Annotated in this window: 30 protein-coding genes, 1 tRNA gene and 12 pseudogenes; 26 read left to right on the forward strand and 17 right to left on the reverse strand. The window is 66.4% G+C overall.

Annotation, left to right across the window (positions count from 1 at the left end; all coding sequences use genetic code 11):
- Positions 1-6 precede the first annotated feature (6 nt).
- The 5 genes and pseudogenes from E6W36_RS07285 to E6W36_RS07305 all read right to left on the reverse strand — a co-directional run.
- Complete coding sequence (locus E6W36_RS07285) at positions 7-321, reverse strand: phosphoribosyl-ATP diphosphatase (RefSeq protein ID WP_222874203.1); 315 nt, start codon at positions 319-321, stop codon at positions 7-9.
- Positions 318-1001, reverse strand: a pseudogene (gene dnaQ / locus E6W36_RS07290) (DNA polymerase III subunit epsilon). The gene E6W36_RS07285 and the pseudogene dnaQ overlap by 4 nt, the downstream one beginning before the upstream one ends.
- A complete protein-coding gene (coaE, locus tag E6W36_RS07295) occupies positions 994-1608 on the reverse strand; it encodes a dephospho-CoA kinase (RefSeq protein ID WP_222874204.1) in 615 nt (204 codons plus the stop codon). Before coaE ends, dnaQ begins: the two are co-directional and overlap by 8 nt.
- Complete coding sequence (gene aroE, locus E6W36_RS07300) at positions 1605-2405, reverse strand: shikimate dehydrogenase (RefSeq protein ID WP_281277522.1); 801 nt, start codon at positions 2403-2405, stop codon at positions 1605-1607. The genes coaE and aroE overlap by 4 nt, the downstream gene beginning before the upstream one ends.
- 48 nt (positions 2406-2453) lie before the next feature.
- Positions 2454-2985 (reverse strand): annotated as a pseudogene (locus E6W36_RS07305) (Maf family protein); the annotation flags it as partial.
- A 92-nt stretch (positions 2986-3077) separates the two neighbouring features.
- Between E6W36_RS07305 and E6W36_RS07310 the strand changes: the two are divergent.
- The 7 genes and pseudogenes from E6W36_RS07310 (at position 3078) to E6W36_RS23175 (ending at position 8046) form a co-directional block, all read left to right on the forward strand.
- Positions 3078-3338, forward strand: a complete 261-nt coding sequence (locus E6W36_RS07310; RefSeq protein ID WP_222874205.1) for a hypothetical protein — start codon at positions 3078-3080, stop codon at positions 3336-3338.
- Between the two features lie 41 nt (positions 3339-3379).
- Positions 3380-4398: pseudogene (hemE, locus tag E6W36_RS07315) on the forward strand (uroporphyrinogen decarboxylase).
- 2 nt (positions 4399-4400) lie between these two features.
- Entirely contained in the window at positions 4401-4850 is a 450-nt protein-coding gene (gene hemJ, locus E6W36_RS07320) for a protoporphyrinogen oxidase HemJ (protein ID WP_222874206.1), read from the forward strand.
- Between the two features lie 165 nt (positions 4851-5015).
- Positions 5016-6270, forward strand: a pseudogene (gene rho, locus E6W36_RS07325) (transcription termination factor Rho).
- 3 nt (positions 6271-6273) lie between these two features.
- Positions 6274-7013 (forward strand): annotated as a pseudogene (locus E6W36_RS07330) (YjbE family putative metal transport protein).
- A gap of 308 nt (positions 7014-7321) precedes the next feature.
- Positions 7322-7726 carry a M48 family metalloprotease gene (locus E6W36_RS07335; RefSeq protein ID WP_222874207.1) on the forward strand — a complete coding sequence of 135 codons (405 nt, stop codon included), beginning with the start codon at positions 7322-7324 and terminating at the stop codon, positions 7724-7726.
- Positions 7609-8046: a M48 family metalloprotease gene (locus E6W36_RS23175; protein WP_425459703.1), complete on the forward strand. Its 438-nt coding sequence runs from the start codon at positions 7609-7611 to the stop codon at positions 8044-8046. Before E6W36_RS07335 ends, E6W36_RS23175 begins: the two co-directional genes overlap by 118 nt.
- A gap of 574 nt (positions 8047-8620) precedes the next feature.
- Here E6W36_RS23175 and E6W36_RS07345 read toward each other — a convergent pair.
- A complete protein-coding gene (locus E6W36_RS07345) occupies positions 8621-8806 on the reverse strand; it encodes a Flp family type IVb pilin (protein WP_222874209.1) in 186 nt (61 codons plus the stop codon).
- Positions 8807-8930: 124 nt separating this feature from the next.
- On the reverse strand, positions 8931-9137 hold the full coding sequence (locus E6W36_RS07350; RefSeq protein WP_222874210.1) for a Flp family type IVb pilin: 207 nt from the start codon (positions 9135-9137) through the stop codon (positions 8931-8933).
- 92 nt (positions 9138-9229) lie between these two features.
- Here E6W36_RS07350 and mutT point away from each other — a divergent pair, with 92 nt between their 5' ends.
- The gene (mutT, locus tag E6W36_RS07355) at positions 9230-9670 is read left to right on the forward strand and encodes an 8-oxo-dGTP diphosphatase MutT (protein ID WP_222874428.1); all 441 of its coding nucleotides are present in this window, start codon (positions 9230-9232) and stop codon (positions 9668-9670) included.
- 69 nt (positions 9671-9739) lie between these two features.
- Here mutT and E6W36_RS07360 read toward each other — a convergent pair whose 3' ends face one another.
- From E6W36_RS07360 to E6W36_RS07370, 3 genes are all read right to left on the reverse strand, one after another.
- On the reverse strand, positions 9740-9925 hold the full coding sequence (locus E6W36_RS07360) for a Flp family type IVb pilin (protein ID WP_222874211.1): 186 nt from the start codon (positions 9923-9925) through the stop codon (positions 9740-9742).
- A 127-nt stretch (positions 9926-10052) separates the two neighbouring features.
- The gene (locus E6W36_RS07365) at positions 10053-10664 is read right to left on the reverse strand and encodes a class I SAM-dependent methyltransferase (protein ID WP_222874212.1); all 612 of its coding nucleotides are present in this window, start codon (positions 10662-10664) and stop codon (positions 10053-10055) included.
- Entirely contained in the window at positions 10630-10902 is a 273-nt protein-coding gene (locus tag E6W36_RS07370) for a hypothetical protein (protein ID WP_222874213.1), read from the reverse strand. Before E6W36_RS07370 ends, E6W36_RS07365 begins: the two co-directional genes overlap by 35 nt.
- A gap of 54 nt (positions 10903-10956) precedes the next feature.
- Here E6W36_RS07370 and E6W36_RS07375 point away from each other — a divergent pair, with 54 nt between their 5' ends.
- From E6W36_RS07375 to E6W36_RS07400, 6 genes and pseudogenes are all read left to right on the forward strand, one after another.
- Entirely contained in the window at positions 10957-11496 is a 540-nt protein-coding gene (locus E6W36_RS07375) for a double zinc ribbon domain-containing protein (protein WP_222874214.1), read from the forward strand.
- A 54-nt stretch (positions 11497-11550) separates the two neighbouring features.
- Positions 11551-11724: pseudogene (locus tag E6W36_RS07380) on the forward strand (ComF family protein); the annotation flags it as partial.
- Positions 11725-11841: 117 nt separating this feature from the next.
- Entirely contained in the window at positions 11842-12099 is a 258-nt protein-coding gene (gene grxC / locus E6W36_RS07385) for a glutaredoxin 3 (protein ID WP_222874430.1), read from the forward strand.
- A pseudogene (locus E6W36_RS07390) lies at positions 12096-12940 on the forward strand (carbon-nitrogen hydrolase family protein). Before grxC ends, E6W36_RS07390 begins: the two are co-directional and overlap by 4 nt.
- A gap of 251 nt (positions 12941-13191) precedes the next feature.
- Positions 13192-14373, forward strand: a complete 1182-nt coding sequence (locus tag E6W36_RS07395) for an AGE family epimerase/isomerase (RefSeq protein WP_222874215.1) — start codon at positions 13192-13194, stop codon at positions 14371-14373.
- Between the two features lie 13 nt (positions 14374-14386).
- A tRNA-Leu gene (locus E6W36_RS07400) sits at positions 14387-14471 on the forward strand.
- A 69-nt stretch (positions 14472-14540) separates the two neighbouring features.
- Here the strand turns inward: E6W36_RS07400 and E6W36_RS20535 are convergent.
- From E6W36_RS20535 to secB, 5 genes are read right to left on the reverse strand one after another with little or no spacing between them, the layout of a single operon-like run.
- Positions 14541-15086, reverse strand: coding sequence for a lipid II flippase MurJ (locus tag E6W36_RS20535; RefSeq protein WP_222874216.1), 546 nt, complete (start codon positions 15084-15086; stop codon positions 14541-14543).
- Entirely contained in the window at positions 15059-15622 is a 564-nt protein-coding gene (locus tag E6W36_RS20540; protein WP_222874431.1) for a lipid II flippase MurJ, read from the reverse strand. The genes E6W36_RS20535 and E6W36_RS20540 overlap by 28 nt, the downstream gene beginning before the upstream one ends.
- On the reverse strand, positions 15607-15735 hold the full coding sequence (locus tag E6W36_RS20545) for a hypothetical protein (RefSeq protein ID WP_281277490.1): 129 nt from the start codon (positions 15733-15735) through the stop codon (positions 15607-15609). The genes E6W36_RS20540 and E6W36_RS20545 overlap by 16 nt, the downstream gene beginning before the upstream one ends.
- Positions 15711-16013 (reverse strand): hypothetical protein, encoded by a 303-nt coding sequence (locus E6W36_RS07415; protein ID WP_222874217.1) that lies wholly within the window; start codon positions 16011-16013, stop codon positions 15711-15713. The genes E6W36_RS20545 and E6W36_RS07415 overlap by 25 nt, the downstream gene beginning before the upstream one ends.
- Positions 16010-16483, reverse strand: coding sequence for a protein-export chaperone SecB (gene secB / locus E6W36_RS07420; protein WP_222874218.1), 474 nt, complete (start codon positions 16481-16483; stop codon positions 16010-16012). The genes E6W36_RS07415 and secB overlap by 4 nt, the downstream gene beginning before the upstream one ends.
- Before the next feature lie 230 nt (positions 16484-16713).
- Here secB and E6W36_RS07425 point away from each other — a divergent pair, with 230 nt between their 5' ends.
- From E6W36_RS07425 to E6W36_RS07450, 8 genes and pseudogenes are all read left to right on the forward strand, one after another.
- The gene (locus tag E6W36_RS07425; protein ID WP_222874219.1) at positions 16714-17352 is read left to right on the forward strand and encodes a Tim44/TimA family putative adaptor protein; all 639 of its coding nucleotides are present in this window, start codon (positions 16714-16716) and stop codon (positions 17350-17352) included.
- 46 nt (positions 17353-17398) lie between these two features.
- A complete protein-coding gene (locus E6W36_RS18425) occupies positions 17399-17737 on the forward strand; it encodes a hypothetical protein (protein ID WP_246048224.1) in 339 nt (112 codons plus the stop codon).
- Positions 17694-18190 (forward strand): annotated as a pseudogene (locus E6W36_RS18430) (MltA domain-containing protein). The gene E6W36_RS18425 and the pseudogene E6W36_RS18430 overlap by 44 nt, the downstream one beginning before the upstream one ends.
- Positions 18166-18549 (forward strand): MltA domain-containing protein, encoded by a 384-nt coding sequence (locus tag E6W36_RS18435; RefSeq protein ID WP_281277494.1) that lies wholly within the window; start codon positions 18166-18168, stop codon positions 18547-18549. The pseudogene E6W36_RS18430 and the gene E6W36_RS18435 overlap by 25 nt, the downstream one beginning before the upstream one ends.
- 76 nt (positions 18550-18625) lie before the next feature.
- Positions 18626-18925: pseudogene (locus E6W36_RS23960) on the forward strand (hypothetical protein); the annotation flags it as partial.
- Positions 18820-19143, forward strand: coding sequence for a Smr/MutS family protein (locus E6W36_RS23180; RefSeq protein WP_425459704.1), 324 nt, complete (start codon positions 18820-18822; stop codon positions 19141-19143). The pseudogene E6W36_RS23960 and the gene E6W36_RS23180, both read left to right, overlap by 106 nt.
- Positions 19144-19442: 299 nt before the next feature.
- A pseudogene (gene shc / locus E6W36_RS07445) lies at positions 19443-21303 on the forward strand (squalene--hopene cyclase).
- A gap of 6 nt (positions 21304-21309) precedes the next feature.
- Positions 21310-21963, forward strand: a complete 654-nt coding sequence (locus E6W36_RS07450; protein WP_222874222.1) for a phosphorylase family protein — start codon at positions 21310-21312, stop codon at positions 21961-21963.
- A 163-nt stretch (positions 21964-22126) separates the two neighbouring features.
- Here the strand turns inward: E6W36_RS07450 and E6W36_RS21915 are convergent, their stop codons facing one another.
- Positions 22127-22327, reverse strand: coding sequence for an HAD hydrolase family protein (locus tag E6W36_RS21915; RefSeq protein WP_425459716.1), 201 nt, complete (start codon positions 22325-22327; stop codon positions 22127-22129).
- Positions 22313-23133 (reverse strand): annotated as a pseudogene (locus E6W36_RS07455) (HAD-IB family phosphatase); the annotation flags it as partial. The pseudogene E6W36_RS07455 and the gene E6W36_RS21915, both read right to left, overlap by 15 nt.
- On the opposite strand from E6W36_RS07455, the gene E6W36_RS20550 reads away from it, so the two are divergent.
- From E6W36_RS20550 to E6W36_RS20560, 4 genes and pseudogenes are all read left to right on the forward strand, one after another.
- Positions 23066-23503 (forward strand): tRNA (adenosine(37)-N6)-dimethylallyltransferase, encoded by a 438-nt coding sequence (locus E6W36_RS20550; RefSeq protein ID WP_281277495.1) that lies wholly within the window; start codon positions 23066-23068, stop codon positions 23501-23503. The pseudogene E6W36_RS07455 and the gene E6W36_RS20550 overlap by 68 nt on opposite strands.
- Before the next feature lie 43 nt (positions 23504-23546).
- Positions 23547-23999 carry a hypothetical protein gene (locus tag E6W36_RS20555; protein ID WP_281277496.1) on the forward strand — a complete coding sequence of 151 codons (453 nt, stop codon included), beginning with the start codon at positions 23547-23549 and terminating at the stop codon, positions 23997-23999.
- A gap of 84 nt (positions 24000-24083) precedes the next feature.
- On the forward strand, positions 24084-25016 hold the full coding sequence (locus E6W36_RS18440; RefSeq protein ID WP_281277497.1) for a thiamine pyrophosphate-binding protein: 933 nt from the start codon (positions 24084-24086) through the stop codon (positions 25014-25016).
- Positions 24944-25818, forward strand: a pseudogene (locus E6W36_RS20560) (thiamine pyrophosphate-dependent enzyme). Before E6W36_RS18440 ends, E6W36_RS20560 begins: the two are co-directional and overlap by 73 nt.
- Positions 25819-25822 lie beyond the last annotated feature (4 nt).

Below are 25822 nucleotides of genomic sequence, written 5' to 3' on the forward strand. Positions count from 1 at the left end.
GTCACCTCAGGAGGAGCGGGATGCCTTTTCGGCAAGGCCGGAGCGACCCTGCCGCTGTTCGAGCACGGCGTAGATGTCTTGCGGCGACAGATCGCAGTCGGCCCAGAGCACGCAGAGATGGAACAGCAGATCGGCCGATTCCGCTGCTATCTGTGCGCGGTCGCCGCCGACGGCGGCAAGCGCAGTCTCGACTGCCTCCTCACCGACCTTCTGGGCGATCTTCGCGCGGCCCTTGCCCGTGAGTGCGGCGACATAACTCTCGGACGGATCGGCGGCACGGCGCTCCAGGATCGTCGCATAAAGCGTGTCGATTGCAGTCATGTGCGCGTCCAGATCGGGTTGTTCAGCTTCGCAACGAATGCTGCGTGGGCCGCCAGCTCATCCGCATTCGGTTCAAAACCCGCGGCTCCCGGTAGGGTCGATCCGACATCATGACGGCGGTCTGTGTCTGCTGTTCGGCCTCGACCGCAGCCGAGAGATCGAAGGTCTGCTGCCGACCGCCGGTCAATTCCAGATAGACGGCTGCCAGCAGCTCCGCATCCAGCAGGCGCCGTGCTTCACCCGCGCCGAGCGGTCGATGTTGAAGCGTGTGCACAGCGCATCGAGCGATGCCTTGGCACCCGGAAACCGCGCCTTGGCGATTTCGCGTGTGTCGATCATGCGCTCCCGGGCGAGTGGGCTGCGGCCGTGCCGCGCCAGCTCGGCGTTCAGAAACCCGAAATCGAACGGTGCATTGTGCGCGACGATCGCATCATCACCGACGAACGCCAGAAATGCATCGACAATGTCGGAGAACAGCGGCTTATCCGCCAGAAACGCGTCGCTGAGGCCATGGACGCGCTCCGCCTCGGGCGGCATCGGCCGTTCCGGGTTCAGATACTGGTGGAAGGTCTCGCCGTTCGGCACCCGGTTGATGAGCACGACGCAGCCGATTTCGACCACGCGGTCACCGTTCAGGGGTCAAGACCCGTGGTTTCGGTATCGAGGATGATCTCACGCATGGCGGCACCCTGACAAACGTCGCTTGCGCAAACAAGCCAGGAGTTTGCGCACGCTGCGACGGGTCGTCGCCAGACCAAGCCCAGTCGGGATGCTGACATCGGCGCGTCGGCGTTTCTGGTGCGTCGGCATCTGGGCGCGCCGCACCGCCAGCAGCCGCTCGCGGGTCATGCCGGGCCTGCGCAGAACCCGCTGCTGTTGCAGGAACGCCGGACTCCATACCACGCAGGTGAGGTCGCACTGGCGATCCATCCCGGACTCGAACAGCAGCGGAATGTCGAACAGCACGATCGGCACGCCCCGCCGGCGTTGCCGGGCCAGCCAGCGGGCGCGCTCCTTGGCCACCAGCGGAAAAACAATATCCTGCAGCGCGCGGCGGGCATCCGGGTCGTCGAAGGCGATTTTGCCCATGATGGCGCGATCCAGCCCCTGCGGCCCGGTAGTGCCGGGAAAGCGCCGCTCGATGGCCGGCAGGGCGCAACCACCCGGGCCCTGGAGACGGTGCACGACACTGTCGGCATCGAAGACGGGAACGCCCGCGTCGGCGAACATTCCAGCCGTGGTCGATTTACCCATGCCGACCGAGCCGGTGAGGCCGATGACGATCATGCGGTGAGCATTGCGCGAAGTGCGGCATGGTCTGTTGGTGCCGCCACGCCGAAGAAGAGTTTGAACGCCGGTGCTGCTTGCGCCAGCAGCATCGCAAGGCCATCGATCGTGGCCAGCCCCTGCGCACGTGCTGCTGTCAAAAGCGCGGTCTCCAACGGTTTGTAGACGATATCGAACACCACCGCGTCCCGTGCGGCCTCAGCGAGCTGAAGCGCCTCGACGGGCAACGGCGGTTGCCCCACCATGCCGAGGCTCGAGGCGTTGATGATCAGCGCCGCACCCCGGTAGCCTTGCGCAACTGTCGCCCAGTCTCCAACCCAGCCGACATGGCCGAAATGCTCGAGCAGTGCCTGACCACGCACCACAGACCGGTTGATGAGGCGCACCTCGCCGACACGCCGCGCCGACAAGGCGGCGAGCACCGCGCGTGCCGCCCCGCCAGCGCCAAGCACGCAGACGGGCCTGTCTTCCAGATCGAAGGGTGCCAGCGGCGCAAGCACACCCTCGACATCGGTATTGTGCCCGGTCAACCGCCCGTCCGGCCCGACGGTCACCACATTCAGCGCCCCAATGGCGACGGCAGGACCGGCAATGTCGTCGACCAACCGCAGCGCCTGTTCCTTGTGCGGCAAGGTCAGATTGACGCCGCGAAACCCGAGCGCGGGCAATGCCGCCAAGGCAGCCGGCAAATCGACACCCCGAACGGGCAAGCGGACATAATGCCCGTCGATGCCTGTCTGCTGCAGCCAGGTACCATGGATACGCGGCGACGCGGAATGGATCACCGGATCGCCCATAACGCCCGCAACCGGGGAATGCGCTGATCCGACGTCATGACGGCAGAACCCCCGCAATCGCAAGAACTGGAGAAACGCCAGCAGCGGCAGACCCATGATGGTGAAATGGTCACCATCGATCCGCTCGAACAGTTGCGCTCCGCGTCCCTCGATGCGGTAGCAGCCGACGCTGCCGAGAACCGCCTCCCCTCTTGCGCAAGATACGCATCAATGAAGCGGTCCGAGAGCGGACACATGGTCAGCCGCGCCTCCGACACTGCACGCCAGACCGGCGCGCCACCCTGGGCGACAACCGCTGCGGAGATCAGTGTGTGCGTTCGTCCCGATAAGGACCGCAGATGCGCCCGCGCATCGTCCATACTCTCCGGCTTGTCGAACAGGGCGCCATCATCCGCCTGCAGAACCTGGTCGGCCCCAGCACGAGCGGTTCCGGACGGCGGTGCGACACCTGCAGCGCCTTCGTCTCCGCCAGAACCTCGGCGAGTACCTTGCCCGGTACAGCCGGCATTGCGTCCTTGATCGCGGCCTCGTCGACACCGGGCGCAAGCGCATCGAACGTAAGGCCTGCGGCCATCAGCATGGCGCGACGACTGGGACTGGTGGAGGCCAGGATAAGGCTTATAGACATATCCTGTGCCTAAACGACTTTACGCCGGACGCAAAGCGACCCCTGTGCGCAACTATGGGAGCGACTCCGGGACATTCGCGTTCATGAACATGGGGACAGATGACCGGACATCGAATCCCGACAGGCTGGAGCTGGAAGATCACCTGGTCATCCGCATGCGGACACTTGCAGAAGGTGGCTGTGAATATCGGGGAAACCAGACGACGATTCGCGAAATAGCGGGCCTGTCGCGCCGGCAAGGGGCTTGGACACTGGGGATGAAACTGGATATCCCCATGTTTAAGCGCTCTAAAGATACTGAATAACTCTAAAGATTCTCTTAAGAGAATCATTTTGGAAGGGTCGGATGGCCGGATTTCTCGATGTGCTTGGCGGGCGAAGGGTCGATCCGCCACCTGTATGGCTGATGCGCCAGGCTGGGCGTTATCTCCCGGAGTATCGCGCCAGCAGGCAGGAGGCGGGCAGCTTTCTCGACCTGGTCTACAATCCGGCGTTCGCACAGGAGGTCACGCTGCAGCCTATCCGGCGTTTCGGGTTCGATGCCGCGATCCTGTTCAGCGACATTCTGGTTGTCGCGCATGCACTGGGTCAGGACTTGTGGTTCGCGGAGGGCGAAGGCCCGCAGATGGCGCCGGCCCTGGAGACTGCGGACCTTGCCGCGCTGACCCCTGATTTCGCGCGGTTGAACCCGGTCTATGAAACGGTCCGGCTGCTGCGCGCGAGCTTGCCGGCGGATGTGCCGCTCATCGGTTTTGCAGGCAGCCCCTGGACGGTCGCGACCTACATGATCCATGGCAGGGGCAGCCGCGACCACGCAGCAGCACGGCTGATGGCCTATCGCGAACCAGCGCGGATGAATGCTATCCTCGAGGCGATCGTTGGCTGCACCGTGCACTATCTCGACCGGCAGATCGCTGCAGGCGCGCAGGTGCTCCAGCTCTTCGACAGCTGGTCCGGCGTTTTGGCCCCGCCCTGTTCGAGAGCCTGGTCATTCAACCGACCCGCCAGATCGTGCGGGCGCTGAAATCCCGGCATCCGCAGGTACCGATCATCGGGTTTCCGCGTGGCGCTGGAACCCTGGCAGTGCGTTATGCCGCTGAAACGGGTGTCGATGCATTGGGCCTGGACGAAACGATGGATCCGGACTGGATGCATGCCGCGCTGCCGCCGGGGTTTCCCGTGCAGGGCAATGTCGATCCGGTGGCGTTGCGCGCCGGCGCTGCCGCACTTGACCAGGCGGTCGACGCTTGCCTTGCCGCGTTCGCCGGCCGGCCACATATCCTCAACCTGGGCCATGGCATCACGCCGGACGTGCCGGTGGCGCATGTCGCGCAGCTGGTAGCGCGGGTCCGTGGAAAGGATTGACGATGCTGGAACCCGGCTGGCTTGGCGGCGCGTACCTCTGGATCAAGGCGTTGCATGTGATCTTCGTCATCTTCTGGATGGCGGGTATGTTCATTCTGCCGCGCTACTTCGCCTATCACAGCGAATGCGCTGCCGGATCGGCGGAAGACCGCCTCTGGCAGGTGCGTGAAAGCCGGTTGCTGCGGATCATCATCAATCCCTCGATGGCGTTTGCCTGGCTGTTCGGGCTGGCACTCGCGTTCCACCTCGGCTTTGCCGATAACGGCTGGCTGCACCTCAAGCTGGCGCTTGTGCTGGCGCTTTCCGGCTATCATGGCCTGCTGGCGCGCTGGCGCAAGGACTTCGTCAAGGGCGTCAATACGCGCAGCAGTCGTTTCTATCGGATTGCCAACGAAATCCCGACGCTCGCGGTCATCCCCATCGTGATCCTTGTGATCGTCAAGCCATTTTAGCGGTTGCAGGCGCTCACGTATTTTCTTGGGTTTCCGCAATCATCGCCGCGGTCGCGGGTTGACTTTGGCGGATGCGCTGCTTAACGATTCAGGGCGTCCTGCATGGCAGGCGGTCGCGTGGCTCTTGTGCCTCCCGCCTGCACCCTCCTACCTTGTGATGATCTGATGTATCTCGTCGAATTGAAGCGGAAATCGCCCGCAGAACTGGTGGCTATGGCGGAAGACCATGGCGTCGAAGGCGCATCCACCCTGCGCAAGCAAGACCTCATGTTCTCCATTCTCAAGGCCAAGGCCGAGGAGGGCGAGACCATCATCGGCGTCGGCGTGATCGAGGTGCTTCAGGACGGCTTCGGGTTCCTGCGCTCGCCGGAGGCCAATTATCTGGCTGGCCCCGATGACATTTACGTCAGCCCCAGCCAGGTGCGTCGCTTCAATCTGCGCACTGGGGATACGGTCGAGGGGAAATTCGCGCTCCCAAGGATGGCGAACGCTATTTCGCGCTGACCCGCGTCAACACCATCAACTTCGACGAACCGGATGTGGTCCGCCACCGCGTTAACTTCGACAATCTGACGCCGCTGTATCCGGACGAGAAGCTCAAGCTCGACATGCGCGATCCGACGATCAGGATCTTTCCGCGCGCATCATCGACATCGTTTCGCCGCAGGGCAAAGGCCAGCGTGCGCTCATCGTGGCGCCGCCGCGCGTCGGCAAGACGGTGCTGCTGCAGAATATCGCGCGCGCCATCACCACCAACCACCCGGAAGTGTTCCTGATCGTGCTGCTGATCGACGAGCGGCCCGAGGAAGTGACCGACATGCAGCGTTCGGTCAAAGGCGAGGTGATTTCCTCGACCTTCGACGAGCCGGCGGCTCGCCACGTCCAGGTGGCGGAGATGGTTATCGAGAAGGCGAAACGCCTGGTCGAGCACAAGAAGGACGTGGTGATCCTGCTGGACTCGATCACCCGCCTCGGCCGCGCCTACAACACCGTGGTGCCATCGTCCGGCAAGGTGCTGACCGGCGGCGTTGACGCCAATGCGCTGCAGCGCCCCAAGCGCTTCTTCGGGGCGGCGCGCAATATCGAGGAAGGCGGCTCGCTGACCATCATCGCGACGGCGCTGATCGACACCGGGTCGCGCATGGACGAAGTGATCTTCGAAGAGTTCAAGGGCACCGGCAACTCGGAAATCGTGCTCGACCGCAAGGTGGCGGACAAGCGCATCTTCCCGGCGCTCGATGTCGGCAAGTCCGGCACCCGCAAGGAAGAACTGCTGGTCGAGAAAGCGACGCTCTCCAAGATGTGGGTGCTGCGCCGTATCCTCATGCAGATGGGCACGGTCGATGCGATGGAGTTCCTCATCGACAAGCTGAAATCCTCCAAGTCGAATGAGGATTTCTTTGAAGCGATGAATCAGTAGACCATGGACGCAGGGGTCGCCAGCTTTGCCGCAGCCGGCCAGGGCTTCGGATCTCCCATGGAGGTCTGGGCCGCAATTCAGGCTGATTTCGCCAACCTGAATTCGCCCTCCGCCCTCTCTGCATTTCTGCAGGTGCTGATGATTGACCTGGTGCTGGCTGGCGACAATGCCATCGTCGTCGGTGCGCTGGCGGCTGGCCTGCCGCCCAGGATCGGCAGAAAGTGATCCTGATCGGGATCATCGCGGCGCTGGTCCTGCGCATCGCCTTCGCACTCGTCGTCACCCAGCTGCTGCAGATCATCGGCCTGGTTTTGGCCGGCGGGCTGCTGCTGCTGTGGGTCTCGTGGAAAATGTGGCGGGAATTGCATCCGGTGCGGACGAGCGTCCTGGTCGATGATCCAGAGACACCAGAGGTCGAGGGACCGAAAGCGACCAAGAGCTTCGCCAGCGCCGCCTGGGCGGTCGCCGTCGCCGATGTGAGCATGAGTCTGGACAATGTGCTGGCGGTTGCGGGCGCCGCGCGCGAGCACCCCGGCATCCTGGTGCTTGGCCTGATTCTGTCGGTTGCCTTGATGGGCCTCGCCGCCAACATCATCGCCCGCTACATTGAGCGTTACCGCTGGATTGCCTATCTCGGCCTGGCGGTCATCGTCTACGTCGCCGGCAAGATGATCTGGGAAGGCACGCACCAGGTCGTGGATCAGATGGACGTGGTGCTCGGTTTCGTGTCGGCGCTCCTCTAACCTGGTTGGACCTCATCAAGAATGAGGCCGGTTGTCGGGCGGGGTGGATTTCCGTTACCCTGAGTGCCGGAGGGTGCAAGGATGATCCGCAATTTTACCAGAAGCGTTACCGTAGGCTGCGCTTGCCTTGGGCTGCTGACGAGCTGCGTCACCAACCCTGCGACCGGCGAGAAGGATTTCACGCCGTTGATGTCGCCGGCCCAGGAACGGGCACTCGGCGTTCAGGAGCATCCAAAAATGCTGGCGGAGTTCGGCGGGGCCTATCCCGACCCGAAGATCAGCGGCTATGTGGCGGAAGTCGGGGGCGGATGGCCGCCAATTCGGAGCTGCCGAACCTCGGCTTCACCTTCACGCTGCTCAATTCGGATATCGTCAACGCGTTCGCCCTGCCGGGCGGCTATGTCTACATTTCCCGGCAGTTGCTGGCGCTGATGAACAGCGAGGCGGAACTGGCGTCCGTGCTCGGGCATGAAGTCGGCCACGTCACGGCGCGTCATTCGGCCAGGCGCTACAATCGGGAGGTTTTCGGCAACCTGGCGGCGGTCGGCCTCGGCATTGCTCTTGGCTCGAATCAAATCGCCCAGGCGGCAAGCCAGTGTCGCAGATCGCCACATTGTCCTACTCGCGCGACCAGGAGTTCCAGGCGGACGACCTCGGCATCCGCTACATCACCCGCGCCGGGTACGATCCGTACGCGGCGGCCGCGATGCTGAACAGCCTGGGTGCGCAAACGAGCCTGGACGCCCGCATCACCGGCAAAACCCGGACCAGACGCCGTCCTGGGCGCGCACGCACCCGCTGTCCGCCGATCGGGTGGTCCGTGCCGGCCGTATGGCAGACGCCTCGCAGGTCGCCCCGGGGTCGAAGCCGACCAATAGCGAGGCTTTCCTCGATACCATCGACGGCTTGCTGGTCGACGACGACCCGACGCAAGGAGTCGTTCAGGGCACGCGCTTTCTCCACCCGACCCTGCGCTTTGGGTTTCAGGCGCCGGACGGGTTCCGGCTGCAGAACAGCCCGCAGGCGGTGGTGATCCAGGGCGCATCGGGCCAAGCGCAGTTCGCCGGCGGCGCGCTGCAACCGGGCCAGTCGCTTGCGGATTACGCAGGCGCGCTCTGGTCCTCCCTCACGGGTTCTGCCGGCCCCGTCCCGGTCGGCACGACCTTGTCCGGCTTGCCGGCGGTGCGCGCCGGTGCGCGCCTGAACGGCCAGAGCGGCCCGGTCGACGTTCAGATCGTGGTGTATCGCTGGTCTGACACCAAGGTCTATCACTTCATCACGCTCGCCAAGGCCGGGCAGTCCAGCGCGTTCGAAGCGATGCTGAATTCGCTCCGACGCCTGAGCGACCAGGATGTGCGCGGGATCAAGGTGAAGCGGATCAGGGTGATCGCCGTCGGCCCGGGCGACAGCATCGAATCGCTCGCCAGGCGCATGGCGTATCCGGATTACCAGGTGCAGCGCTTCACAGTGCTGAATGCGCTGGCCGGCCCCGAGGACCTCAAGACGCGCAAACGTGTCAAGCTGGTGGTCGAGCCGCTTTGAAACGAAAGGCGGCGGGCTTCGCCCGCCGCCTGATTTCGATCGCGACAGCGTGTGTCGCGAACGGCTTACTTGGCGTCAGCCGCCTTGTTCGCCGTCTCCAGGTTCTTTTGAACCTTGGTGAAGGTGTTGGTCACTTCCTTGCCCATCAGGTCCATGGCCGAAATGGCGGCGATGGCGACCAGAGCAGCGATCAGACCGTATTCGATCGCGGTTGCACCTTCTTCATTCTTGAACAGCTTGCGAATGAACATAACCGTCTCCTTGTGTACGATGGCTTATTTGGCTTCGCTTTCCCGGCGTGATGCCATCGCGGACGAGCTTTACCTGCGCGCGGTTAGAGATCTCTAAAGGAGAAGAGTTAATTTGCCGTAGGCCTTAACAATTGGCCGCATCCTCAGTTTTTGCGGCATTTTGCCAGGCGGTGACCACTTTCATGTTGAGGTTCACTACCTCCTGTCCCATCGCCTGCACCGCGACGATGATCGCCAACGCCATGAATGCAATCAGGAACACATATTCGATGGCGGTCGCGCCCTGCTCGCACCGCAGGAGGGATCGACATATCCGGGTCGCTGCGGTCATGGCCGTCCTCGAAGTGGGGATGGTACGAACAGTAGGTACGGAATATTAACAAACGATGCAGGGTGTTTCCCTAACGACTGGAAGTCATGACCATGTTCGACACATGCCCGCAGACCGGGATCGGCGCGCCGGGGCAGCGCCGGGTCTGGGTGGTCGCGGCAGCCCTGATCGATGCCGACAGCCGCGTGCTGGTGGCGCAGCGGCCCGCAGGCAAGTCGCTGGCGGGCCTGTGGGAATTTCCCGGCGGCAAGATCGAGCCCGGAGAAGCGCCGGAGGCGGCGCTGGTGCGCGAACTGCAGGAAGAGCTCGGGATCGACACCAGCATCGCCTGCTTCGCGCCGTTGACCTTCGCCAGTCATGCCTATCCGGACTTTCACCTGGTCATGCTGCTGTACGCCTGCCGCAAATGGTCGGGCCAGATCCGCTCTGCGGAGGGGCAGGCCGTGCGCTGGGTCCGGCTGCCGGAATTATACCGGCTGCCGATGCCACCAGCCGACGTGCCGCTGGTGGGAATGCTGCAGGCCCTGCTGTAGAAATGGTTCAGGCGGCGGGCGTGGACCCACCGCCTGATTTCGGTCGCGACAGCGTGTGTCGCGAACGGCTTACTTGGCGTCAGCCGCCTTGTTCGCCGTCTCCAGGTTCTTTTGAACCTTGGTGAAGGTGTTGGTCACTTCCTTGCCCATCAGGTCCATGGCCGAAATGGCGGCGATGGCGACCAGAGCAGCGATCAGACCGTATTCGATCGCGGTGGCACCCTCTTCGTTCTTGAACAGCTTGCGGATCAGCATAGACTCTCTCCTCATTGTCACCCGTGATGATTGGTGGGCTGCGTGTAGTTTTGCACCAATACCCGGGCTTATAGAGCAATGAGATTTCGCAGGGTTTAAGGCGAATAGTTAAGTTCGACTTCATCTGTCATTTACCGGACGTCCGTCGAAGCGTGTGCAGCGCCTCCGCGAGGCTTATGCGCGCCGACCCTCGCGCCTTTGGCTGCGGCTGATCGGGGCCTGGCGCCCAGCCCATGAGGTGGATCACCTCCAGCGTCACCGGAATCCGGCCGTCGGGCCCTGCATGGCGCGCGCGATAGTCCTGGAGAGCCGTCGCGAGAACGTCGCGGCGCAGGGGCCGGGCCCGCAGGATGGGATTGCTCTCGCCCAGCCGCCGAATATCGGACAGCAGCGCCAAAGGGTCGGCGTAGGATACAGCGACGGTTTCCAGATCAGCAACCGGCATGGCGAAGCCGGCCCTTTGCAGTAGGCCGGCCGCCTGCTGCAGGTCGATCGTCGGGCCGACCCTCTGGGCAGCGGCGGCCGTCTGCTCCAGCTCGGCCCGCAGTAGACACTCCTTCAGCTCCCACAGGCTGGCACCACCTGGAAGAGCCGCCATGAACAAGCCATCCGGTGCCAGCACGCGCCGGACCTGAACCAGGGCGCCGGGCAGATCGTCGACGGTCTGCAGGCCGAACAGGCTGACAACGAGGTCGAACGCCCCGTCAGTAAACGGCAGCAGGTCTTCTGCGCAGGCCATCGCGACCCCGCGTCGGCGCCGCAAGGTCGGCCGCGACCAGCAGGTCCGGCTGCAGCGCGCGCGCCAGCCGCGCGGCAGAACCGCCCAGACACAGGATGCGCGGGAAGCGCCGGTTGATGACTGCCAGCCGTTCGGCGAGGTCGTCGCACAACCGCTCCCAGAGAATGTCGAAGTCCGCGCGTGTTCTGGCCGCGCGGACGCGCAGGCGCTGGCGTCGGGCCGGGCTGAATGTCATCATGGCCTTGTCCATGGCGCGCCGCCGGACGGATGCCAACAGGGGATTTCTGCGCGGATGACACTCGGCCGGGTTTTGCAGTCCGCAGCGCGCGGGGCGCTGGATCTCGTGCTGCCGCCGCTGTGCCTGGCCTGCCGGGAGCAGGTGCGCGATCCAGGGACTTTCTGCGCGCGCTGCTGGGGGCAACTGCGCTTTCTCGGTGCACCCTGCTGCGCCCAGTGCGGCGCACCGTTCCCGCATGAAGTCGCGCCCGGGCTGCGCTGCGCCGCGTGCCTTGCGAGTCCGCCGCCTTATGCTGCCGCGCGCGCCTGCTGGCGTTACGGCGATGCCGCTGCCGCTGCCATCGTCGCGTTCAAACACGCAGACCGCACCGAGCATGCGCAGGCGCTGGCGCGCCACATGCTGCGCGTGGGGCAGAACTGCTCGAGCCGCCGGACAGCGTTCTGGCGCCGGTCCCGCTGCATTGGCGACGGCTCTGGCGGCGCGGCTACAATCAGGCGGCGTTGCTGGCCGCCGCGCTCGCCGGGATGTCCGGGCGGCCTGCCGTGCTCGATGCGCTTGTGCGCAAACGCGCAACGCCGAGCCAGCAGGGGCTGAACCGGCAGGCGCGCGCGCAACGTCGCCCGCGCCTTCGTCGTCAATCCGGCACGCCGCAAGCGGCTGGCCGGGACGACGGTCGTGCTTATCGACGATGTGCTGACTACCGGCGCGACGGTTGATGCCTGCTGCCGTGCCCTGCTGGGTGCCGGTGTGCGCGACGTGCGCGTGCTGACGGTCGCGCGGGTCGCCGACGATCATGACGGACAAAACAACAATATCGATTAAAATATCGATTTTAATTAAGTATCAAGATGGCCCTTGTTACAATATTATGTCCGCACTAACCTGAGAACAGGGAGCGCGGTGCTTCCCTGGTGACGATGCTTGCAGGACGTTGAAAACGTGGCGGAGATTGTAATCTATTCGTCGGATTTGTGCGGGTACTGCTCGCGCGCCAAGCAGCTGCTGCGCAAGAAGGGTGCCGAATTCCAAGAAATCAACGTCACCTTCGACTGTAAGCGTCGTTCCGAAATGCGCGAGCGCGCGGGTGGCCGCACGAGCGTGCCGCAGATTTTCATCGACGGCCGGCATATCGGTGGCTGCGATGATCTTCACGCCCTCGACGCGCGCGGGGAACTTGATCCGCTGCTGACGGCATGAGTCGCCTGCTTACGGTCGGTTGTGTGCAGCCGACGTCGCGTGTGTCGCATGCCGGGAACGCCCAGGGCCTTGAACAGGCCATTCGCGCCCTTGCCGCGCAGGGTGCCACGCTGATTGCCACACCCGAGATGACCGGGGCGCTGGATCGCAATCGGGCGCGGCTGCTGGCTGAGGCGCGCACGCCGGACGCCGACCCGACCCTAGCCCTGGTGCGCGGCCTGGCACGGGAACTGTCGGTCTGGGTGTTGATCGGCTCCAACCCGGTCCTGCCGCATGATAGAGCGCAGCGCCTGGTCAATCGGCAGTTTCTGGTCTCGCCGCAGGGGAGACGGTCGCCAGCTACGACAAGCTCCACATGTTCGACGTCGATCTGCCGGGCGGCGAGAGCTACCGCGAATCGGCGCTCTATGATGCCGGATCGACGCCGGTGCTCGTTAAAACCGGGGTTGGCGCTCTGGGTCTGTCCATCTGTTACGATCTCCGGTTCGGCCCGCTGTATGCAGCGCTGGCGCAGGCAGGGGCCGAGATTCTGTTCGTGCCCGCGGCCTTCACGGCGGTGACGGGAGCGGCCCACTGGCATGTGCTGCTGCGCGCGCGGGCGATCGAGACCGGCTGCTACGTCGTCGCAGCCGCGCAGACGGGCACGCACGAGGATGGACGCACGACCTATGGCCACAGCCTGATCGTCGACCCCTGGGGGCGTGTGCTGGCCGACGCCGGCGCGGAACCGGGCACGATCCTGGCGACGCTCGATCTCGACGCTGTGCAGGAGACCCGCTCGCGCATTCCCACGCTTGACCATGCGCGCGCGCTGCCGCCGGTCCTGACGGTTCAGGGCTGAGGGTGGCGCACGACCTGAGGATATCGCGCACTTGGGTGGTGCCACGGTTTGGTAATACCGCACGTGGCGAGCTGGACGAATAACGGGCCGCTCGCCCATACGTCGAGGCACACCATGCGCTGCGCGTCCGGGACAGCCCGCGTGCTTTGTGTCTATGGTGATGTTGGCCTCAATGCCGTAAAGCCCGGTGTCTTTGAGACGGCATCGCGGACAGTGCGGGTTTGGCGGGCCTTCAGGGAAAAGGACTGCGGATGACGAACCCACTGCCGGAACTCCTCGCTCACGGCACCCAATTGACCGGCTGGTTGATCGACGATGCAGCGCCCCTGTGGTTCGTAAACGGCGTAGACCCCGAATCGGGTGGCTTCGTCGAGCGGCTGGACCAGACCGGCGCGCCGATCCGCGAGCCGCGCCGTGCGCGCGTGCAGCCGCGCCAGCTCTATGCGTTCAGCATGGCGGCGATGCTCGGCTGGGATGGCCCGGTGGACGCGCTGCTGCGCCGTGGTTTGAAGGCCTATCTGGCGCACTATCAGCGGCCGGACGGGCTGTTCCGCACCCTGGCGGACGCGGATGGCACGCCGCTCGACGAACGGATGGTGGTCTACGATCAGGCGTTCGCCATTCTGGCCTGCGCGACCATGCAGGCCGTCGTCGGGCCGGACGACGCGATGACGAGCCTGGCGCATGGCATTCTGGACCGCCTGAGCGCCACGATGCGCCACCCGGTCGCCGGGTTCGAGGAAAGCAGCCCGCGCAGCCTGCCGCTGGCGTCCAACCCGCACATGCATCTGTTCGAGGCGTTCATCGCCTGGATCGAGCGGCGCGAGCATCCGCGCTGGCGGGAGGAGGCGGATGCGGTTGCCGCCCTGGCGCAGGCCCGCTTCATCGATCCGCACAGCGGCATGCTGCGCGAGTTCTTCGACGGCGACTGGTCGCCGGCTGCGGGTACGCCGGGGCGCATCGTCGAGCCGGGCCACCAGTTTGAATGGGCCTGGCTGCTGCTGCGCTGGGCGGAGCTGACGGGGCAGCCCGCGCCGCCGGCCGCGCTGCGCCTGATCGAGATCGGTGAGACCCTGGGCGTCGATCCGGCGCGGGGCGTCGCCATGAATGCGCTGCTCGACGACGGCGCGCGGCATGACGCCGGGGCGCGGCTCTGGCCGCAGACCGAGCGGCTGAAAGCCAATTGTGCCGCCGCGATGATGACCGGCGAGGCGCGCTACTGGGCCAAGGCCGCTGCCGCCGCCGAGAGCCTGAACCGCTATCTCGACACCCCTACCAGCGGCCTCTGGCGGGACAAGATGACGCCGGACGGCGCGTTCGTCGAAGAGCCGGCACCGGCGAGCAGCTTCTATCACATCGTCGCGGCGATCGCGGAGCTGAACCGGGCGGCGGCACGGCACGGCCGCGTTGACGCGGGCGGCCCTGCTGTGTAGGCGGCTCTTTCGTGCGGGCGTGGTGGAATTGGTAGACGCGCCGGACTCAAAATCCGGTTCCGCAAGGAGTGTCGGTTCGAGCCCGACCGCCCGCACCATCTTATTTGCGCGATACCGTCCGCCAATCCGGCGTGCGGCCCGGGCTTCGCGTGGCAAGGCCGCACCCGTTATTTCAGAGCGGTAAGCAAGGTCCTGGCGGTGTAGCCGCACAGCAGGCGCGCCGCGAGCGCATAGACGCTCAGCCCGCCTGCCACCAGCACGCCCAGCGCCGCCCAAGCGGACAGCGCTTCGATCAGCGGCTTCAAACCCAGCAGGCAGAGCGCCATGACGGCCGTCGCCAGGCCCAGCCGCGCCAACTGCAACATCTGGCCCTTGCGCAGCAGGTCCCGTCGCCACAGCCCTGTGCACTGCGCCCAGCCACCGAGGCTGACGGCAGCAGCGACCCCGGCGGGGCCGTCGATCCGCACGACCAGCGCCGCAAGGCCGAACACCGCCAGCGCCAGCGCGCCGCTGCGCAGGAGCGGCGCGTGCCGGGCCTGCGCGAACGCGCGCGCCATCAGCACCCGCGCCAGCACGAAAGCCGGCAGCCCGACCGCCAGGATCGCCAGCGTGTGCGCTGTCGTGGCGGCCGCCTCGACCCCAAACGCGCCGCCCTGGTAGACCGCCCGCACGATCTCCGGGGCGATCAGCGCCAGTGCCGCGCCTGCCGGCATGGCGATGGCCAGAGTCGCCTCGATCGCCTGCGACTCGGCCTGCGAGTCGGCACCCCGGCGGCGGCCTCAGCCGCCAGCGTCTGGGTCAGTGCCGCGCCGACGCCGATACCAAGCACGCCCAGCGGCAACTGGACGAAACGATCCGCGAAATGCAGGGCGGCAACCGCGCCGGGGCCGGCGCGCGCTGCGATCAGCCCGCCCAGAAACTGCAAAAGCTGATACAGTCCGATGCTGAGCACCGCCGGCGGCAGCGCCCGGCCGACCGCGCGGAGCATCGCCATGCCGGCGCGCCCCGGCGGCATCAGGCGCAGCCCATGCCGGTGGCACGCCAGCGCCAGCACGAGCGCCTGAACCACGCCACCGAGCGCCATCGCGCCGGCCTGCCAGCGCACCAGTGCCGTCTGCTCGCTCGGTGCGAGCGCCAGCGCCGCCAGTAGTACGAGATTCAGTAGCACCGGCATGGCCGCGGCTGCAGCGAAGCGGTGCAGACCGTTCAGCAGCGCGCCCAGCAGTGCGGTGATCAGGGTCGCGCCCAGGAAGGGGAGACGGCCGCGAGTAGCTGGCCGGTCAGGCGCGGGTCAGGCCCGCCCAGCGCCCCGGCGAGGATCGGTGCTGCAAGCGCGCTCAGCCCGCTGAGCGCCAGCGCCACCGGCAGCACAATGCCCAGAGCCGCACCGATCGAGCGTGCGGCCGCGGCGTCGCCACCCTCGATCCGTGCAGCCTGAACCTTGGGTGCAAGGGCAGCCGACAGCGCCCCTCCGCCACCAGCCGGCGCATCAGTTCCGGCACGCGCAGCGCCAGAAACAGCGCATCCGCCACCGGTCCGGCACCGATCAGCCGGGCCAGCCACATGTCGCGCGCGAAGCCGAGGACGCGGCTGGCCAGCGTCAGGCCGCCGACGGTCGCCGCGCCGCGGGCCGGGTTCACTGGATCGGCGCTTCAGCCTGCTGTTGCTGCAGCGACTGCATGTACATGCCGCCGAAATCCATCGGCTCGAGCAGCAGCGGCGGGAAGCCGCCGTCGCGGGTCACGTCCGCCAGGATGCGCCGCGCGAACGGGAACAGCAGGCGCGGGCCTTCGATGCGCAGGAACAGGTCCAACTGTTCGGCAGGAAAGCCGTTCAGCGCGAACAGACCGGCATAGGTCAGGTCGGCGATGAACAGGGTCAGCTCCGCATTGCGGGCGACGGCGCGGATCTTCAGTTCGACCTCGTAAACATTCTCGGCAAGCGGTTGTGCGCCGACGCCGACGTTGACGTCGATGCGCGGCTCGCCTTCGCTGCCCTGGAGCGAGCGCGGAGCATTCGGATGCTCGAAGGACAGGTCCTTCACATATTGCGCCAGGAAGCCGACTTGTGGCCCTTGCGGTTGCGGGGTGGTTTCGAGTTCGTCGGTCATGTGCGGTCCTTGAGCAATCAGATCTGCCCGGCGCTATCATGCGCGGCTCGGGGCTGGCAAGCCGGGACCCGTCCGCGCCAGAAGCTGTGCGAGTCAATGGACCCAGCGCGCGCGAGTTGTTATGGTGAACTTAAACGTTGTGGCCGCAGTATGTTGGCCGGCAAGATAATGATCCTATCTACGGTCTGTGTCGAAAGGCGGCGCAGACCAGTTGGAGCGACGGACGCACCATGATTGAAATCGTGTTTCTGGCCATGCTGGCCGGTTTCATTGCCCTGCGGCTGGTGAGCGTGCTTGGCCGCCGCACTGGCGAGGAAAAGCCGGTGCGCGACGGCTTTCCCGGCGAGCCTCCCGCCGCGCCGCCGGCCCTGGAAAAGCGCAATCCGAGCCGCGGCTTCGGCGGCGAGTGGCCGGTTGCGGTGCGCGAGCCGCTGAACGCGATCACGCAGGCAGACCGCACCTTCGACGCGGATGCGTTCCTGAACAATGCCCAGGCGGCCTATCGCCACATTCTGGAGGCCTTCTGGCGCGGCGACCGGGCCGAGCTGAAACCCTACGTCGCCGACGATGTGCTGGCCCAGTTCGAGCAGGTGCTCGATGCCCGGGCGGCCGATGGCCTCACGGTCGAGAATAGCCTGATCGCCATTGACCGCGCCGAATATGTCAGCGCCGCGCTGGATGGCGCGATGGCGGAAATCGCAGTGCGGTTCGATGCCCGCATCACCGCGCTGACGAAAAACGCCGCCGGCGCAGTGATCGAAGGCACACCGGGCGAGACGGTCGAGACCCACGATGTCTGGACGTTCAGCCGCAACACCCATGCCGCCGACCCGGTGTGGCTGCTTACCGCCACCGACTCCGAAGACTGATGCGCCTGCGAGTCCTGGTTCTCCTTGGCCTGGCCGCTCTGGCCGGGTGCGCGACTCCGGCCAAGCCGCCTTCGGCCCCGGCCGCCCCGCCGGAAGCGCCATCGCAAGCGCCGTCGACCCCGCCTGCCCCGCCGCCGCAGCCGAAAACCGCGCTGGAACTGGGGTAGCACTTGGCCCGTCCCTGCCGCAGTTGCCGGGGTGGACGAGCGGCCAGCAGGCGCTGGCGGTGAAGGCGCTGGCGCGCTCCTGCAAGGCGCTGCAAAAGCGGGAGGATCGCAGCGGCCTGACCCAGCCCGCCGACTGGCAGGCCCCATGCACCGCACTGCCCGCCAATGCGGACGATGCGGCCGCGCGGCGCTTTTCGAGGAGAATTTCGCCGCGGTGATCGTCGGCGATGGCGCGGGCTCAACACCGGCTATTTCGAGCTTGAGCTGGCCGGCGCGCTGACGCCCTCGCCCGAGTACCCGGTGCCGCTCTATCGCCGCCCGCCGGAGCTGGTCGATGCCTATCTCGGCGACTTCGCCAAGGATCTGAACGGCCGCGTGATCCGCGGCGCGGTCAGGACCAGACGCTGAAGCCCTTCTTCGACCGCGCCGCCATCGAGGATGGCGCACTGGCGGGGCGTGGGCTGGAACTTGCCTGGGCCGCAGACCCCCATGAGGCGTTCTTCCTGCAGATTCAGGGCTCCGGCCGCATCCGCCTGCCGGAGGGCGGCACGGTGCGCATCGGCTATGACGGGCAGAACGGCCAGACCTATGTCGGCATCGGCAAGCGCCTGCGGGAACTGAATGCGCTTGCCCCGGCGAGGCCACCATGGATGGCATCATCCGCTGGCTGAAGGCTAACCCCGATCAGGGTCGGGCGCTGATGCGCGAAAACCGCTCCTACGTGTTCTTCCGCATGCTCGACCCGGCGCTCGATGGCCCGATCGGCGCGCTCGGCGTGCCGTTGATCGGCGAGGTCTCCGTGGCGGCGGACCCGGCGTTCGTGCCGCTAGGCGCGCCGCTCTGGCTCGATACCCGGCATCCGGACCCTGCCGACGTCAAGAAAGCCATCCCGCTCGCCCGGTTGATGGTCGCGCAGGACACCGGCGGCGCGATCAAGGGCCCGAACCGCTTCGACCTGTTCTGGGGGCGGGTGCACGGGCACGCACCATCGCCGGCGCGCTCAGCCAGCGTGGCGCTGCCACCCTGCTGATCCCGAAGAGCGCAGCGGCGCGACTGTCCCCGGACGCCCAGGCGGTCGCTTTCGCCCGCGACCTGATGACTGGACAATGACCCGACGCCTGCGCCCGGACGAGGAAATCCTCTGGGCGCGGGTGGCGGCTTTGACCGACCCGCTCGACAAGCAGCGCGTCGCGCCGCACCTGCCGCGCATCCGCCCGGACGTGCGCGACCCCGGCCCGGCGCTGCCGCAGCCGACCGGCGGCACCGGCATGGCACCCGAGGCGGCGACGCTCGATGGCCTGTGGGAGCGCAAGATCCGTACCGGCCAGGTGCAGGTGGACCGGGTGGTCGACCTGCACGGCTTCGGCCGGGAGCGGGCCTACGAGCTGCTGAGCAGCGCCCTGCTGCGCGCAGCGCGCGACCGGGCGCGGGTCATGCTCGTCGTGACCGGCAAGGGCAAGACCGGCGCACCCTGGCCAAAGCAGGAGGGATCCTGCGCGCCGCGCTGCCGCAGTGGCTGGAGACGCCGGCGCTACGCCCGTTCGTCGCCGCCCTGCGCCCGGCGCATCCGCGCCACGGCGGTGCCGGGGCGTGGTATGTGATCCTGCGCCGGGTGCGGGAGTAGACCATAGCTTAGCCGTCGCTGATCGCGGGTAGTGTCTCAGTTTGAAAAATCCGCTCGTGGTGAGTTCGGACAGAACCACGAGCCGCTCTCCTTCGTCCAGCTCAGGGTGAGCGGGGAGGTTTCAAACTGAGACACTACCTGATCGCGCATCCGGTTGCCTTTGCGGCGCAGCGCGGCTATGGGTCGCGGTTTGTCAAGCAACGGACGAGAGATGGCGACTGCATCCCCTGCTGCGTGAACATTTCATTGCCGAACAACGCGACCGCCTGACCGCCCTGCAGAAGCCGGACGGGCATTTCGTGTTCGAACTGGAAGCCGACGCGACCATTCCGGCGGAATACATCCTGCTCAAGCACTTCCTGGATGAGCGCGGCGGCGAGGCCGGCCTGGCGCGCGAACAGAGCATCGCCGTCTACCTGCGCCGCATCCAGAACCCGGACGGCTCCTGGCCGCTGTTCCACCTCGGCGAGGGGATATTTCCGCAACGATCAAGGCCTACTGGGCGCTCAAGCTGATCGGCGAGCCGATCGATGCCCCACATGGCAGCGGCGCGTGCCTGGGTGCTGGCCCGGGCGGCGCTGCGAAAGCCAATGTGTTCACCCGCTTTGCCCTGGCATTGTTCGGCGAGGTTCCCTGGCGCGCCGTGCCGGTGATGCCGGTCGAGATCATGCTGCTGCCGCAGTGGTTCTTCTTCCACATGTCGAAGGTCGCCTACTGGTCGCGCACGGTGATCGCGCCGCTGCTGGTGCTCTACGCCCTGAAGGCGCGCGCCAAGAACCCGACCGGCCAGCACATCCGGGAGCTGTTCATCGCCCCGCCCGAACAGCACCGGCCCTACAACATCAACCCGACGGGCGCTGCGGTCGGCGACGCCTTCCTGCTGCTGGACAAGGCGCTGCGCTTCCTCGAGCCGATGTTCCCCAAAGGGCTGCGCCGGAAGGCGATCGACGCTGCGGTTGCCTTTTCACCGAGCGGCTGAACGGCGAAGACGGCCTGGGCGCCATCTATCCCGCGATGGCCAACGCCGTGATGGCCATGGACGTGCTGGGCTTCGCCAAGGATGACCCGCGCCTCGTGACCGCCAAGCATGCGATCGAACTGCTGGTGGTGGAGCGGGTCGAGGCGCACGGGCCGGAAACCTATGTGCAGCCCTGCGTTTCGCCGATCTGGGACACCGGGCTTGCCGCCCACGCCCTGCTGGAGGCCAGCAATGATAGCGTCGATCCCGCGGTCAAACGCGCGCTCGACTGGCTGAAGGACCGGCAGATCCTGGAGGTCAAGGGCGACTGGGCGGTGCGCCGGCCGAACCTGCGGCCGGGCGGATGGGCCTTCCAGTACTGGAACAACCACTATCCCGACGTTGACGATACCGCCGTCGTCGCCATCGCCATGATCCGCGCCAGGGATCCAGCCTACGACACGGCGGTCGCGCGTGCGGCGGAGTGGATCATCGGCATGCAGTCGTCGAACGGCGGCTGGGGCGCGTTCGACCCGGAGAACGAACATTATTATCTGAACGCCATTCCATTTGCCGACCATGGCGCGCTGCTCGACCCGCCGACGGCGGACGTGACCGCGCGCTGCATTTCCTTCCTTGCCGAGTTCGACCCCGACCGGCGTGACCCCATCGTCCAGGAATCGATCCGCAAGGCCGTCGAATATCTGAAGCGCGAGCAGGAGCCGGATGGCAGCTGGTTCGGCCGCTGGGGCGCCAACTACATCTACGGCACCTGGTCCGTGCTGTGTGCGCTGAACGCCGCCGGTCTGGGGCCGGAAGACGGTGCTGTCGCCCGCGCTGCCTCCTGGCTGGCCGGCCAGCAGCGCGATGACGGCGGCTGGGGCGAGGACCTGGCGACGTACGATCCGGCGCGCAAGGGCGAGGCCAAGGAGTCGACGCCATCGCAGACCGCCTGGGCGGTGATGGGCCTGATGGCGGCAGGGCAGGTCGACAGCCCGGCGACTGCGCGCGGCGTCCAATGGCTGGAGCAGGCCCCGCGTGACGGCGCGCGCTGGCAGGAGGACCTGTACACCGGCACCGGGTTCCCGCGTGTCTTCTACCTGAAATACCATGGGTACGCGGCCTACTTCCCGCTGTGGGCGGTGGCCCGCTATGAGAACCTGACCAAAAGCAACACGCGTCGTGTCCCGCATGGGATGTAGCAACGCATGATCGGCGTTATCGTCGGCTTGAAGTCGGAGGCTGCGGCACTTGGCGACCTTGGCAGCCATGTCGCCGTGCGGGTGGCAGCGGCATCGCCCGCCAGGGCGGAGGCGCTGGCGCGCGACCTCGTCGGGCTTGGCGCCCGGCTGCTCGTGAGCTCTGGACTGGCCGGCGCCCTGGATCCGGACCTGAAGCCGGGCGATCTGGTCTCCGCCCAGGCCTTGGCGACGGCGGACGGTGCGACCTATCGCACAGAGACCGCAGGACTTGCGGATGTGCCGGGCCTGCGCCTGTTTCCGCGCAGCTACGGATCGGATGTCGCAGTCGCCAGTGTTGCCGCCAAGCGTATGCTCGCAGAGCAGTTCTGCGCCTTCGTCGACATGGAGAGCCACGGCGTGGCGCGCGCGGCGATGGCGCTCGGTGTTCCCTGGATGGTGTTGCGGGCGGTCGCGGACGATGCCGGGACCGCGCTGCCCGATTGGGCGATCGCCAGCGTGACACCGGACGGCGGCATCGACACGCAGGTCGCGGCCCGCGCGCTCCTGCGCAACCCATTGGCGCTGCCGGCGGCATTGCGGCTGGCGCGCGCCAACAGTTCAGCGCTCAGGACCCTGCGCCAGCGTATCGCCCCGGTACTGCTCAAACGCGCGCTGGGCTAGAGCGGCTTTCGATCTGACGGAATCAGATCGCCGCTCTAGCTTATTGTTTTGCCGAGATTTCTTAACCGACAGATGAGCCCATCTGCTTGAAATCGCTCTAGACGCTGTCGCATCAGACGGACTCGCAGAAGACCTGCCAGGCCAAGGCGGCAGTCCAGAACCTTCAGACCGGATCGCCACGGTTGGTTCCCAACCCCAGCGCATAGTGCACGGTGCTCAGGTCACCGTGGCGGATGGCGGCGTCGGCTGCGGCAATCGTCTTTGGTTTGGCGTGATAGGCGATGCCGAGCCCTGCTGCCTCGATCATCGGAATGTCGTTTGCGCCGTCGCCGATCGCGACCGTGTCTTCCAGCGCGCAGCCCAGTTCTGCTGCGTGCGCGAGCAGCGCCGCGCGCTTGACCGCCGCCGTGACGATCGGGCGCAGCACACGCCCGGTCAACGCCCCGCCCGCAAGCTCCAGCACGTTCGCCTGCGCATGCTGAAAACCAAGTGCCGCCGCCACGCGGTCCACGAAAATGTAAACCCGCCGGAGACCAGCACCGTGCGCGCGCCGTCGGCATTCAGCGCCTGGATGAGGCCTCGTCCGCCCGGCGTCAGGTTCGGTGCGACCCGCTGGTCGTAGCAGGCGTGCAGTGCCGCTTCAGGCAACCCTGCGAGCAGGGCGACACGGGCATCAAGCGCTTGTTCGAAATCCAGCTCGCCGCGCATGGCGGCCTCGGTCACGGCGGACACCTGCGCCTTCTTGCCGACGAAATCCGCAAGCTCGTCGATGCATTCGACGGTAATCATGGTCGAGTCCATGTCGGCGATGAAGAGGCGGCAGCGCGCGACGGGTGCCACGATCAGGTCAACCGGCAGGTCGGCGACAACCGGCTCCAGCAGCGCACGGGCATCCGCCGGGCGCAACCCGCCAAGGCGCAGCGCGACGGCGCGCGCATCGTGGGTCTCCCCGGGCGTATAGGGTGCGCCTGCCGCATCCAGCGCGCGGCGCGCGGCATCAAGGGCGCTGGCGAGCACTGCCGGCGACTGGCGTGGCGCGACGAGTGTCGCTATGGAAAGGGTCAGAGTCATGGGAATGCCTGCAGAAAAGCCCGTAGTGCTTATGGCTGGGCCAACCGCCAGCGGCAAGTCCGCGCTGGCGCTCCGCATGGCGCGCCTGCTCGACGGCATTATCGTCAACGCCGATGCGCTGCAGGTCTATCGCGACCTGCGCATTCTGAGCGCCCGCCCGTCGGAGGCCGATGAAGCAGCGGTACCGCACCGCCTGTACGGCTATCGCGATGGTGCCGACTCCTGCTCGGCGGCGGACTGGGCGGCGGACGCCATGCAGGCTCTGGAGGCCGCCTGGCGCGTGGGCTGTGTGCCGATCGTCGTCGGCGGCACCGGCCTTTACTTGCGCACCCTGATCGAGGGAATTGCCGTCGTGCCGGATATTCCGCCCGCGATCCGCGCCGAGGTTCGGGACCGCATGGATGTCGAAGGCCCGGAGGCGCTGCATGCCGAACTCCAGCGACTTGACCCGGAGGGGCGGATCGCCTGAACCCGGGGACCGACAGCGTGTTGCCCGGGCGCTTGAGGTTCTGGTGGCCACGGGTCGTCCGCTGCGCCACTTCCAGCAGGAAGCCCAGACTGCGGGCCTGGCGATGCGAGGAGATGCTGGGCCGTGGTTGCGTCTTGCGATCCTGCCGGAGCGGACGGCGCTCTACGAACGCTGCCTCGCGCGCTTCCATCACATGATCGATCAGGGCGCGCTTGGGGAGGTTGAGCGGTTGCTTGCGCGGCGACTCGCGCCGGACCTACCGGTCATGAAGGCGGTCGGCGTCGCGGAGCTGGGAATGCACCTTGCCGGCGACTGCAGCCTGGACGAGGCGATCGACGCCGCAGCGCAGCAGACACGGCGCTACGCCAAGCGGCAATATACGTGGCTTCGCAACCAATTCTCCGACTGGACGCCGTGGGTAGGGGATCGAAGCGGCGCAGAGTCGTGCGATATAGCAAGTTTATTGCAGAAACATGGGTTGACATTGAAACATTAGAACATTAGCGAGGCGCTGCAGTATCCGCCGCGAGCCAAACGCTTCGAGAGACCACACGTGACCCATGCAAGCCCCGCCCAGGAGATGACCGGCGCCGAAGCGCTGATTCAGACGCTGACGGACCTCGGCGTGGAGGTCGTTTTCGGATATCCGGGTGGCGCGGTGCTGCCGATTTACGATGCGCTGTTCAAGCAGAGCCGTATCCGCCACATCCTGGTGCGCCATGAGCAGGGTGCAGCCCATGCCGCTGAAGGCTATGCGCGTTCGACCGGCAAGCCCGGCGTGGTGCTTGTCACCTCCGGCCCCGGCGCGACCAACGCCGTCACCGGCATCACCGACGCCCTGCTGGACTCGATCCCCATCGTCGTCATCACGGGGCAGGTGCCGACCCACCTGATCGGCACGGATGCCTTCCAGGAGTGCGACACCGTCGGCATCACGCGCCACTGCTCCAAGCACAATTACCTGGTGAAGGACCCAGCGCGCCTGTGCGAGACCCTGCATGAGGCGTTCTACATCGCCACGCATGGCCGCCCGGGGCCGGTTGTGGTCGATATCCCGAAAGACGTTCAGGTGGCGAAAACCCGGCTGGCGCGCCCGGGGATGCCGCAGCGCCGGTCCTACCAGCCGCAGACCAGGGGCGAGATCGCCGCAATCGAGCAGGCGGTGGCGCTGATTGCAGCAGCGCGCCGCCCGATCCTCTACACCGGCGGCGGCATCATCAATTCCGGCCCGCAGGCGAGCCGTCTTCTGCAGGAATTTCAGGCTCTTGTAGGAGCACCCGTCACCTCGACCCTGATGGGGCTGGGCGCTTTTCCGGCCTCGCACCCGCAGTTCCTCGGCATGCTGGGCATGCACGGCACCTATGAGGCCAATCTGGCCATGCATGAGTGCGACGTCATGGTCTGCCTGGGGCGCGCTTCGATGACCGGGTCACAGGCCGGCTGGATGCCTTCTCCCCGCACTCGCGCAAGATCCACGTCGACATCGACCGCTCCTCCATCAACAAGGTGGTGACGGTCGACATCGGCATCGTCGGCGATGTCGGTTCGGTGCTGGCGGATATGATCGACGTCTGGCGCGGTTCCGGCCAGCGCGCGGCCGATCTCGCCGACTGGTGGGCGAAAATCGAGGGCTGGCGCTCGCGGCGCTGCCTGGCATACCGGCAGAGCGGGCCGATGATCCTGCCGCAGCACGCCGTCAACCGGCTGTTCGCCGCAACTGCCGCGCGCGCGCCGATCATCACCACGGAGGTCGGCCAGCACCAGATGTGGGCCGCCCAGCATTTCGGCTTCGAGATGCCGAACAAGTGGCTGACCTCGGGAGGGCTGGGGACCATGGGCTACGGCCTGCCGGCCGCCATCGGCGCCAGCTTGGCAATCCCGATGCGCTGGTGATCGACATCGCCGGCGAGGCCTCGATCCTGATGAACATCCAGGAGATGAGCACCGCCGTGCAGTATCGCCTGCCGGTCAAGGTGTTTATCCTCAACAACGAGTATATGGGGATGGTCCGCCAGTGGCAGGACCTGACCTACGAGGGCCGCCATTCCGAGAGCTATTCGGAGGCGCTGCCGGATTTCGTGAAACTCGCTGAAGCCTATGGCTGGACCGGGCTGCGTATCGAGACTGCGGACCAGCTGGACGACGGCATCGCCGCCATGCTTGCGGTCGACGGCCCGGTGATGGTCGATTGCCGGGTCGCCAAGCTGGAAAACTGCTTCCCGATGATCCCGTCCGGTGCGGCGCACTGGGATATGCTGCTGGGACCGGAGCAGGTCGCCGGCGAACTCGACGCTGACGCCGAAGCCCTGGTCTGACCCG

It is taken from the genome of Hankyongella ginsenosidimutans (genome assembly GCF_005144965.1).
Taxonomy (GTDB): domain Bacteria; phylum Pseudomonadota; class Alphaproteobacteria; order Sphingomonadales; family Sphingomonadaceae; genus Hankyongella; species Hankyongella ginsenosidimutans.

Coding starts and splice junctions, on each gene's coding strand:
- E6W36_RS07370 (WP_222874213.1), bottom strand. CDS start 10,902: ATGATGACATTCAGCCCGGCCCGACGCCAGCGCCTGCGCGTCCGCGCG.
- aroE (WP_281277522.1), bottom strand. CDS start 2,405: ATGGGCGATCCGGTGATCCATTCCGCGTCGCCGCGTATCCATGGTACC.
- E6W36_RS07350 (WP_222874210.1), bottom strand. CDS start 9,137: ATGACCGCAGCGACCCGGATATGTCGATCCCTCCTGCGGTGCGAGCAG.
- E6W36_RS20535 (WP_222874216.1), bottom strand. CDS start 15,086: ATGCCGGCAGGCGCGGCACTGGCGCTGATCGCCCCGGAGATCGTGCGG.
- E6W36_RS07425 (WP_222874219.1), top strand. CDS start 16,714: ATGATTGAAATCGTGTTTCTGGCCATGCTGGCCGGTTTCATTGCCCTG.
- E6W36_RS07395 (WP_222874215.1), top strand. CDS start 13,192: ATGACGAACCCACTGCCGGAACTCCTCGCTCACGGCACCCAATTGACC.
- mutT (WP_222874428.1), top strand. CDS start 9,230: ATGTTCGACACATGCCCGCAGACCGGGATCGGCGCGCCGGGGCAGCGC.
- coaE (WP_222874204.1), bottom strand. CDS start 1,608: ATGATCGTCATCGGCCTCACCGGCTCGGTCGGCATGGGTAAATCGACC.
- E6W36_RS07345 (WP_222874209.1), bottom strand. CDS start 8,806: ATGTTCATTCGCAAGCTGTTCAAGAATGAAGAAGGTGCAACCGCGATC.
- E6W36_RS07360 (WP_222874211.1), bottom strand. CDS start 9,925: ATGCTGATCCGCAAGCTGTTCAAGAACGAAGAGGGTGCCACCGCGATC.
- E6W36_RS20550 (WP_281277495.1), top strand. CDS start 23,066: ATGGCTGGGCCAACCGCCAGCGGCAAGTCCGCGCTGGCGCTCCGCATG.
- E6W36_RS07450 (WP_222874222.1), top strand. CDS start 21,310: ATGATCGGCGTTATCGTCGGCTTGAAGTCGGAGGCTGCGGCACTTGGC.
- E6W36_RS07365 (WP_222874212.1), bottom strand. CDS start 10,664: ATGGCCTGCGCAGAAGACCTGCTGCCGTTTACTGACGGGGCGTTCGAC.
- E6W36_RS07335 (WP_222874207.1), top strand. CDS start 7,322: ATGGCCGCCAATTCGGAGCTGCCGAACCTCGGCTTCACCTTCACGCTG.
- E6W36_RS07375 (WP_222874214.1), top strand. CDS start 10,957: ATGACACTCGGCCGGGTTTTGCAGTCCGCAGCGCGCGGGGCGCTGGAT.
- E6W36_RS07285 (WP_222874203.1), bottom strand. CDS start 321: ATGACTGCAATCGACACGCTTTATGCGACGATCCTGGAGCGCCGTGCC.
- E6W36_RS18435 (WP_281277494.1), top strand. CDS start 18,166: ATGGATGGCATCATCCGCTGGCTGAAGGCTAACCCCGATCAGGGTCGG.
- secB (WP_222874218.1), bottom strand. CDS start 16,483: ATGACCGACGAACTCGAAACCACCCCGCAACCGCAAGGGCCACAAGTC.
- E6W36_RS18440 (WP_281277497.1), top strand. CDS start 24,084: ATGACCGGCGCCGAAGCGCTGATTCAGACGCTGACGGACCTCGGCGTG.
- hemJ (WP_222874206.1), top strand. CDS start 4,401: ATGCTGGAACCCGGCTGGCTTGGCGGCGCGTACCTCTGGATCAAGGCG.